Annotated in this window: 9 protein-coding genes and 3 pseudogenes; 7 read left to right on the top strand and 5 right to left on the bottom strand. The window is 47.2% G+C overall.

Annotated features, from left to right (window positions below):
• Positions 1–96, top strand: a pseudogene (locus NDI34_RS27080) (IS5/IS1182 family transposase); the annotation flags it as partial.
• A 1-nt stretch (position 97) separates the two neighbouring features.
• Here NDI34_RS27080 and NDI34_RS27075 read toward each other — a convergent pair.
• Positions 98–652 carry a class I SAM-dependent methyltransferase gene (locus tag NDI34_RS27075; RefSeq protein ID WP_348234378.1) on the bottom strand — a complete coding sequence of 185 codons (555 nt, stop codon included), beginning with the start codon at positions 650–652 and terminating at the stop codon, positions 98–100.
• A gap of 23 nt (positions 653–675) precedes the next feature.
• Positions 676–932 (bottom strand): annotated as a pseudogene (locus NDI34_RS27070) (aminoacyl-tRNA hydrolase); the annotation flags it as partial.
• A gap of 131 nt (positions 933–1,063) precedes the next feature.
• Between NDI34_RS27070 and NDI34_RS27065 the strand changes: the two are divergent.
• Positions 1,064–1,813 (top strand): alpha/beta hydrolase, encoded by a 750-nt coding sequence (locus tag NDI34_RS27065; RefSeq protein WP_348234377.1) that lies wholly within the window; start codon positions 1,064–1,066, stop codon positions 1,811–1,813.
• A 5-nt stretch (positions 1,814–1,818) separates the two neighbouring features.
• Positions 1,819–2,412, top strand: a complete 594-nt coding sequence (locus tag NDI34_RS27060; RefSeq protein WP_190536343.1) for a TetR/AcrR family transcriptional regulator — start codon at positions 1,819–1,821, stop codon at positions 2,410–2,412.
• Between the two features lie 14 nt (positions 2,413–2,426).
• Here NDI34_RS27060 and arfB read toward each other — a convergent pair whose 3' ends face one another.
• Positions 2,427–2,843: an alternative ribosome rescue aminoacyl-tRNA hydrolase ArfB gene (gene arfB, locus NDI34_RS27055; RefSeq protein WP_190412468.1), complete on the bottom strand. Its 417-nt coding sequence runs from the start codon at positions 2,841–2,843 to the stop codon at positions 2,427–2,429.
• A gap of 270 nt (positions 2,844–3,113) precedes the next feature.
• Here arfB and NDI34_RS27050 point away from each other — a divergent pair, with 270 nt between their 5' ends.
• Both NDI34_RS27050 and NDI34_RS27045 read left to right on the top strand, forming a co-directional pair.
• A complete protein-coding gene (locus tag NDI34_RS27050; protein ID WP_348234376.1) occupies positions 3,114–3,830 on the top strand; it encodes a class I SAM-dependent methyltransferase in 717 nt (238 codons plus the stop codon).
• A gap of 155 nt (positions 3,831–3,985) precedes the next feature.
• A complete protein-coding gene (locus NDI34_RS27045; RefSeq protein ID WP_348234375.1) occupies positions 3,986–4,603 on the top strand; it encodes a L,D-transpeptidase in 618 nt (205 codons plus the stop codon).
• A 215-nt stretch (positions 4,604–4,818) separates the two neighbouring features.
• Here the strand turns inward: NDI34_RS27045 and NDI34_RS27040 are convergent.
• A pseudogene (locus tag NDI34_RS27040) lies at positions 4,819–4,926 on the bottom strand (aminoacyl-tRNA hydrolase); the annotation flags it as partial.
• A 107-nt stretch (positions 4,927–5,033) separates the two neighbouring features.
• Between NDI34_RS27040 and NDI34_RS27035 the strand changes: the two are divergent.
• Entirely contained in the window at positions 5,034–6,773 is a 1,740-nt protein-coding gene (locus NDI34_RS27035) for an ABC transporter ATP-binding protein/permease (RefSeq protein WP_348234374.1), read from the top strand.
• A 166-nt stretch (positions 6,774–6,939) separates the two neighbouring features.
• Positions 6,940–7,233 carry a hypothetical protein gene (locus tag NDI34_RS27030; protein ID WP_190433004.1) on the top strand — a complete coding sequence of 98 codons (294 nt, stop codon included), beginning with the start codon at positions 6,940–6,942 and terminating at the stop codon, positions 7,231–7,233.
• Positions 7,234–7,419: 186 nt separating this feature from the next.
• On the opposite strand, the gene NDI34_RS27025 is transcribed toward NDI34_RS27030, so the two are convergent.
• The gene (locus NDI34_RS27025) at positions 7,420–8,106 is read right to left on the bottom strand and encodes a Coq4 family protein (RefSeq protein ID WP_190531780.1); all 687 of its coding nucleotides are present in this window, start codon (positions 8,104–8,106) and stop codon (positions 7,420–7,422) included.
• Between the last annotated feature and the right edge of the window lie 342 nt (positions 8,107–8,448).

The following is an 8,448-nucleotide window of genomic DNA, read 5'->3' as shown; positions in this document are numbered from 1 at the left end:
TTTTCAGGACGTTATCGCAATCGCAGGCAGAGATTTGGTTTGCGCTTAAACCTAATTGCTGGCTTGCTGAACTACGAACTGGCACATGCCTCCTGATTCATGCAGGAGGTCTAATGATTCGCCGAGTCAGGATGTGCTGTGAATCTTCCTGTTTTTCCACCAAAACAATCCAATCTTCGCCTTCAGTAAAGCTTTTGACTGGAGTTGCAGAAGTCAGCTGTCCGGGTTCTGCAATATCAAAGATAAAAACGCCTCCCGGCGCGAGAGCATCATAGATGCGTTGGAACACCTGGGTAAGTGTTTGGTGGTCGGGGTCAAACAGGTAATTAAAACATTCACTAATCGAAATCACCGCATTACAGTCAGGAATTTCGACCTTGAACAACGAGCCTACCTGAAATTTAGCTAGAGGAACTCGACAACGGGCAATTTCAATCATGTCAGCTGAGATATCAACTCCCAAGACTTGGTATTCTGCCCTAACCAACTCCTCAGCTGACAGACCACTACCACACCCCAAATCTACAATCAGTCCATCCTGAATGCCATGCTGTTTGAGAATTGCCAGAATTTCTGGCATTGCTTGCAGAACGTAACTCCTGAAGCCGACATCGTGAATATAAGCAAGGTCTTTTCTGTACCACTCACTCATCCGTAACTTTTCCTCGCATCGTCTTAATCTGACTTCTTAATCTGACTTCGCTTAGTTTTGCTATCCAGACGCTTTCTTTGAAAACTACGAGTCGGTTTGCTGGGTTTACGGGGTTTGGGTAACGCGATAGCGAAGCGCAGATCGCACTTTTAATCAAGTCTTGCAATCGTTGCAACGCCTCTTCCCGATTCTGCTCCTAGCTACGGTGTTCTTGAGCCTTGATGACAATCATCCCTTCTTTGGTAATGCGCTGGTCGGAAAGCTTCAATAGCCGCTTTTTCTATTGACTGATTGTTCAGCCATAAATTATTCTGGAGATGAAACAATCGATCCTATCAGCCCAGGCTGTTGCTGGAAAATCAGGCTGAAACGTTCATTGTGACTGTCCTACAAACCTGAAAGGAGACAGACATGGATTTGCATTACGAAGTTCAAGGTAAGGGTGAGGCGGTTGTGCTGATTCATAACGCAATGGCAGATTTGCGAGATTGGGAGTTGATTGCCCCGCAACTAGCCCAGACTTATCAGGTCATCACTTTTGACGGACGCGGTGCCGGACAGTCACCCCCACTACTCAAACCTGCCCACTATGTTGAGGATTTGCGGCAGTTGCTTGACCATCTCAATCTCGATCGCGTGATTCTAGTTGGACATTCGATCGGCGGTCAAATTGCGACCGATTTTGCCCTGGCTTATCCCGATCGAGTAACCAGGCTGGTGCTGATCGCTCCTGGATTGTCGGGCTTCCAGTTCTCACCCGATGTTCAACAATGGTACGTGCAAATCAATGTGGTAGCTCCAGATTTGGAAAAAATGGTTGAGGTGTTGTTGAACCATCCTGTGTACAGCGTCGTGATGTCCAGTCCACAGCGCGATCGCATAATTGAGATGACAACGCACAACATGAAACGGTCTTTTGAATGGAAAACCTATGAGATGCTCTGGGCACAGCCACCCACCATTGATCGCTTAAGTGAGCTTCAAACCAAAACGCTGTTTATCATCGGCAAAAAGGATATGCCTGACCTTTTCAAGGTTGCCGAATTATTTCAACAGGTACCCGACATTCACTTTGCCTACATTGAAGGAGCCGATCATATGCCTACATTCACTCATGCTGATGAGGTTTCGAGTCGGATCGTTCAATTTCTCAGTGAGTAGAACCTATGCCGCGTACCCCAGCAGAAAACGAGCGCATCCGTCAGGCAACGCGGGAGCAAATCTTGAAAACGGCGATGGATTTGTTCTTCACGAAAGGCTATCACGCCACGTCGATTGAAGATATCGCCAAACAAGCGCAGATTTCAAAGGGACTGCTTTACCACTACTTCAAGGGTAAAGAAGATGTTTTGGCAGCAATGGTCGATGTGCGGCTCAACGATCTGCTGGTTGTCATGAATGCTGCCGTTGCAAAGTCAACGCCTGTTGAGCAAATTCGCCATATTGCCGAAGGTGCGTTAGACGATGTGCGACGGCAACCGGAGGTTTTCCGATTTTATCTCAATCTGTTTACCCAACCCAGGCTCGACCCGATTGTGGCGAAATATAGCCAGAAGTTGATGGATGAGCAGGCAAAGCAGTTTGAAATTCAGACGCAGATGTTCACCGAATTGGGAGTTGCTAACCCACGACAGCGATCGCTCTATTTTTCCTCGACGCTTCAGGGCATTATGCTGATGTTTTCAACTTATCCCAACACCTATCCGTTAGATGCGGTCAAGGCACAGGTGATTGCGGAGTTTTGTGGGGAGGAAGACTGAGTGTTCGCACCATCTCATTCATCCGTAACCTTTCCTCGCATCGTTTTAATCTGACTTCGCTTAGTTTTGCTATCCAGACGCTTTCTCTGAGAGCTACGAGTTGGCTTGCTCCTTTTGCGGGGTTTGACGACTGCGATCGCACTCTTGATCAAGTCTTGCAATCGTTGCAATGCTTCTTCTCGATTTTGCTCTTGGCTACGGTGTTCCTGTGCTTTGATGACAATGACACCTTCTTTAGTGATGCGTTGGTCGGAAAGCTTCAACAGCCGCTCTTTGTAGCGTTCAGGTAGTGAGGAAGCGATGATGTCAAAGCGCAGGTGAATGGCAGTTGCCACCTTATTTACATTTTGTCCCCCTGCCCCTTGCGATCGCACCGCACTCATCTCAATCTCATGCTCTGGAATACTTACGGTGTTAGAAATTTGCAGCATGATTGATTCGCTTGATTATAGACAGTGCAGCATTGCACAGAAATTGTTGCCCAGTTTCGCTCTATTGGTGCTGATTCCAGCATAAAGTAGCAGCCTCGCCTCTAGCTCCCTCTGTAGCTGCAATATATCAAACACGGAGTTTTTCTTTCACTATGCCTAGAAACGTTCGCTTTGTACTGCAAGTATTTCCTCGACAACGCTTGAGTGCTTTCATACTGTTCATGCCATTGGCGATCGCTGCACGTATAATTTGCACAACTGGAGGCTTTTATGTCCCAATCTGATTTGGAATACCGCTTGCATTTAAGTTGGAATGCGAATGCTCGTGCTTGGACAAAAGCAGTCCGCGAGCAACTAATATCTAGTCGCCGCGTTGTGACTGATGCCGCCATTGTGGAGGTTTTGGTGGCGCTGCAACCTCGCCGCGTGCTAGATGTTGGATGCGGTGAAGGTTGGCTGGTACGCGCATTAAACGAACGCGGTATCCAAGCTTTTGGGGTAGATGGGAGTCCTGCTTTAGTTAAACAAGCTCAGACAGCAGGTGGGGGTAGGTTTCGCACCCTCTCGTACGATCGACTCGTCAACGACCCGAATCAACTCGATGGACTATACGATCTCGTAGTCTGTAACTTCTCGCTGTTAGGGGAAGCCATTGTACCGCTGCTGGCTGCACTGGGTACAGTTCTAGCGCCTAACGGACACCTCGTTGTGCAGACGGTTCACCCGTGGAGTGCCTGTGGCGACACCGCCTACAAGGAGGACTGGCGAACCGAGCGCTTCACGAGCTTTGGCGAGGAGGAGTGGGAGCCAATGCCTTGGTATTTTCGGACTCTCAGTTCGTGGCTGACAGCTTTTAACCAAGCAAGGTTGCAGATACGCCAATGTATTGAACCACTTGAGCCAACAACGCAGCATCCTCTATCGCTTATTCTCGTGTCCTGCGTAGAAGAACAATTCAGAGGATCTGCCTTATATGATGAGAAATAGTTGAGCAAGCCCCAGTTAGGTTAGTTGTGTTCACAACATCTCGTCTCATCTCAAACTGCCTCTTAGTTGCACTACCAATAGCCCTATGCGCTTGTACATCATCTGATGCTGTCGTTTCAACTCCAAAAAACGTAATTGAAGCCAAGCGACAATCCTTGCCACCATCCGTAAATAATGCTGATAAACTCAACAGCATTCAAGAAGAACGTTACTCGCTTCTCATTCATCGAATAGACAAGCGCTTGGAGGTACTCAATAACCAAAACGTTCCGATTTACAAGGCAACTATTGGCATTGGCAAGGGTGGACTCAAAGACAAACAAAACATGAATGACTTTGTTACTCCCACAGGCGAGATGAGCGTAGACTTGATTCTCTACAAAAAGTCGGAGTACAACCAGATTGCCCAAGATAACGTTAAGCGTTTTGTCAAAGTTACTCAGTATCGCAACTTAGTTAACCCTCAGCAAGGATTAGTTCAGCTATTCAAGAACATGAACCATCTTGACTTTGATGGGAACGGTAGCCCAGACAGAGCCTATGGAAATGGCTATATCGGACTCACTTCAACGACAAGCATCACGGGTCCTAAAATGAGTACATTTCAGGGAACGCCCTACTGGTTCTCAATCGCACTTCATGGTACACCCAATCCGGAGAATATTGGTCAAGCTAACTCAGGTGGCTGCATCCATCTGGACCCAAACACTTTGCAGCAGTTAATTGAGAAGGGTTGGGTGAAGTTAGGTACCAAAGTAACGGTTGTTGATTAATGTATTGACGTGGTTGTGTTTTCTGCGATCGCGGTAATGCTCTTTGTTCACAAATCAAGCTGACTATAAATAAGCTAGTTTTCTGCTAAAGTTGCCCATTCATCACTTATGATTCGCGTCTTTATATAGTTAGCTTCTGCAATTGGCATCGCACTCCGCACTTTTATACCTGAAGATTTGACAGAAGTTTGTATTGATTGGCTGCAACTGCGCTCAGAAGTTGGTACCTTATTGACGTTTTGCCCGCCTGCCCCTTGAGAGGGCATTGCAATCATCTCAATCTCTTACTCTGGGATACTCACCATGTTAAAAATTTGTAGCATAATTTAACAATTGTCCAGAGATGAGTTGCACCAATCGTTGAGCAGATTTCGCTCTGATTCGCCTTTATTCATTATCTCCTGACAGCCAAAGTAAGGAAAATAAGCCGATGGATCGATTGAATTTCAATGTAGTCCAGCAGTTCTGGACGATCGCTAAGTCCTATTGGTCAGGGGATGAAAAATGGCAAGCCAGAGGGTTATTGCTGGGCGTAGTGCTGTTACTGCTGGCGTATACGGGATTGAGTGTAGTTCTCAACAACAAGCGAGGAGTGCTGATTTCAGCCCTCTCAGCCCGTGATGAGCCACGCTTCTGGGAAACTGTCATCATTTTCATTGGCGTGCTGGTAATCTATGCACCATTACTCGCAGGGTATACCTATTTACGCGATCGCCTGAGTTTGCAATGGCGGAAATGGCTCACCCATCGATTCGTGGATAACTACTTTCGCGATCGCGCTTATTACAACCTGCATATCTCAGGCACTGAAATCGATAACCCAGATCAGCGGATTTCGGAAGATGTTCGCAGTTTTACCCAGGAATCTCTCACCTTTGTACTGGTGTTGGTGCAGTCTGTGCTGTCAACGATCGCCTTCAGCAGCGTACTCTGGGGCATTTCTAAACCCCTGGTGTTGTTTCTGGTGCTGTATGCCCTAATTGGGACAGTAGTAACAACTTTTGTATTTGGTAAGCCGCTTGTCCGACTCAACTTTGAACAATTGAAGAGAGAAGCGAATCTCCGCTTTGGTTTGGTGCGGATTCGGGAGAATGCGGAAGCGATCGCATTCTATCGAGGGGAAGAACAGGAGTCAAACCAAGTTAAGCATCGGTTCCTCGATGTGTTTGAGAACGTCAAACGCCTGCTGGTTTGGGAATTAAACTTAAATGTTCTCACCAACGCTTATGAGTTCATCCCCTTCGTCCTGCCTGCCCTAGTTGTCGCACCCGCGATTTTTGCCGGGGAAATGGAGGTGGGTAAAGTTTCTGAGGCACAGGGGGCTTTTGTCCGCGTCTTTTTCTCGCTCAATGTTGTCGTTGCCCGCTTCCAGCAATTGACCACTTTTGGCGCTGGGATTAATCGTCTTTATACCTTTGCCCAGTTTTTAGAACAGGCAGAGGCAGATCGGGCATCCGATGAGCAACCCAGGATTCAGACGGTATCAGCAGATCGGCTGGCAGTCGAACATCTCAGCCTGCAAACTCCCAATTATCAGCGCACATTAGTCGAAGATTTGTCGTTAGAGTTACCTGCGGGAGAGGGACTTTTGGTGATGGGACCAAGTGGTTGTGGTAAGAGTTCGCTGCTGAGAGCGATCGCAGGTTTGTGGGATTCTGGTACAGGGAAAATTGTTCGTCCTGAATCCGACGAGATCCTATTTTTGCCGCAACGTCCCTACATGGTGCTTGGTACTCTGCGCGATCAATTGCTGTATCCCAACACGCATCTTGAGGTTGACGACGAACACTTAAAGCAAGTGCTGGAACAGGTTAATTTAGCAGGTTTAGAGGAAAGATTTGGCGGTTTTGATGCCCAGGAGGATTGGGCAGATGTCCTCTCTTTGGGCGAACAACAACGGCTAACTTTCGCCCGGTTGCTGCTGAACAAACCCAACTACGCCATCCTAGATGAAGCAACTAGCGCCCTAGATTTGGATAACGAGGAACGGTTGTATCAACATTTGCAGGCAAAAGGGACTACTTTCTTAAGTGTGGGACATCGTGCTACGTTGGCAAATTATCATCAGTCATTGCTGGAACTCTCCCAGGATAGGACTTGGCAGCTTAAACAACCCCTAGCTCTTGTCGAAGAACAACCGGAGTTGTTGGAACTGCCATCGACTACCTAAAGGGCGATGGCAGAAGCATCCCATTTGTGAAAAAATACCTGCTGATTGAAATAGCCGAGTCAATGGAAGCTGGCAAGCACAAGTCCAGAGATAAGCCAATCCATGACCATAGACATATCAAATCTAGGGTTTAAATCCCGTACAGTTCGCTAAAGTTTAAAAAGATATGAATCGTATTGATGGAGAATCCAAATCCCAAATGATACCGCTGTGGAATAAATCTTTTAGTGCTTTTTGCTTGAGTCTGCTTGTGATGTTCGCTGGGAATATCGTTCTGATTGGTTGTGGTGAAGCCGCTAAAAATTCCGAACCTGTACAAGAATCGGAAAAAGAATCCAACCAGGGTAATCAGGCTGATGATGACGATAACGAGGGGCAAGAGACCACTGGCTCATCCGATCAAAATGACGATGAGGAGAAGGATGGACAAGAGGAGAAGGATGGAGAAGATAAGGATTAGCAGTGGCGATTCACCTAGCGCGCTCGCTTGATAGCCGCAGCCACCGATTCGCGTGTACTCTGAATTTACACGCGAAAGGGACGACTTTTTTGAGTGTCGGGCATCACTCTACGTGGACAAATTACCATCAGTCTTTGCTGGAATCCCAGGCTCAAACGTGGCAGATTAAACAACCGCTAACTCTGCTCAAACATGGCGAAAAGGAGTGACATTTAGCTCCGCTCTCCAGTCTGCTAGTGGTTTTTCCCAAGCCTCTTCCCACTTCTGCCCTAGAAAGGGTTTTGCCCGATCCCCCAAATCGTAGCTCTGCTGAATGAGACTTACAAGCGGGTTTAAATCGCTGTTCATCTTGATCGTATTCAGGGTGATTGCGGCAATCAACATCACTGCGAGCGGAGAGCGATTTTGCGCGAGCGTAAATGCTTGCAGCCCAATCTCTCCAACAGGATCGGTGCCAAATCCTGTAACGGTATGCCAAATATCATGAGTTTGTCGCATACGCAGTGCTAAATAGCTTGTGTCATCTTGAAGCTCGACTTGGCGATAAAACTCTGGATCGAGGTTGGCTGCTCGCATATGAGAGGCATAGGCAAAGCCTAACGAATCTTCAGGCAGCTTGAGTAACGCTTCTAAATTGGGAGTCGGTGCAATATATTGTTCTTCAAAAAGTTGAGCGATTTCAGGATAGGACTTGAGATAGGTAATCGCAGCAGCAGAAACTTCATGGTTGGCTAAGGCAGCAGCAATATCAAAAACTGCCTCGATATCTGTTCCGTTATCGATAAAGGCAAGGAAACCTTCCAAACCTTTCAGAAGTTCTGGAGTAACCGAGCGACTCCTATCAGCATTGATAATCGAGGGAGATTTTGACATCGGGAAACCTTCGGTAATCAAAATGAACGAACCCTTGGCGGGATAATTTCACGTATCTGGCACGTATCTGGATCGAGACCCGCAGTTCTTAACCGTTCTGCCTGTTGTGCTGTCCTATACTCTAGCTGCGATCGCTCTGTTGCGTTCGGCTTCTACCTCAGTTAACACGCAACTTCCTTGTGCATCATACTAGCGCAGCCACCGTCTGTTTAGGACTATTTTATGGATTAGACCTCTTGCAAAAGTCGTCGCTGGGGTAATATGAGGTCTGAAATTATGCGCTCGCTCACCTGTCTTCTACGCTCACCCCTGGTAATTCATAAGTAAAGCTAATGAAATACG

This window comes from Trichocoleus sp. DQ-U1, from assembly GCF_039961925.1.
GTDB lineage: Bacteria > Cyanobacteriota > Cyanobacteriia > Cyanobacteriales > FACHB-T130 > FACHB-T130.
The sequence above is the reverse complement of the archived record's forward strand: the minus strand, read 5'-3'. Positions and strand labels throughout refer to the sequence as shown.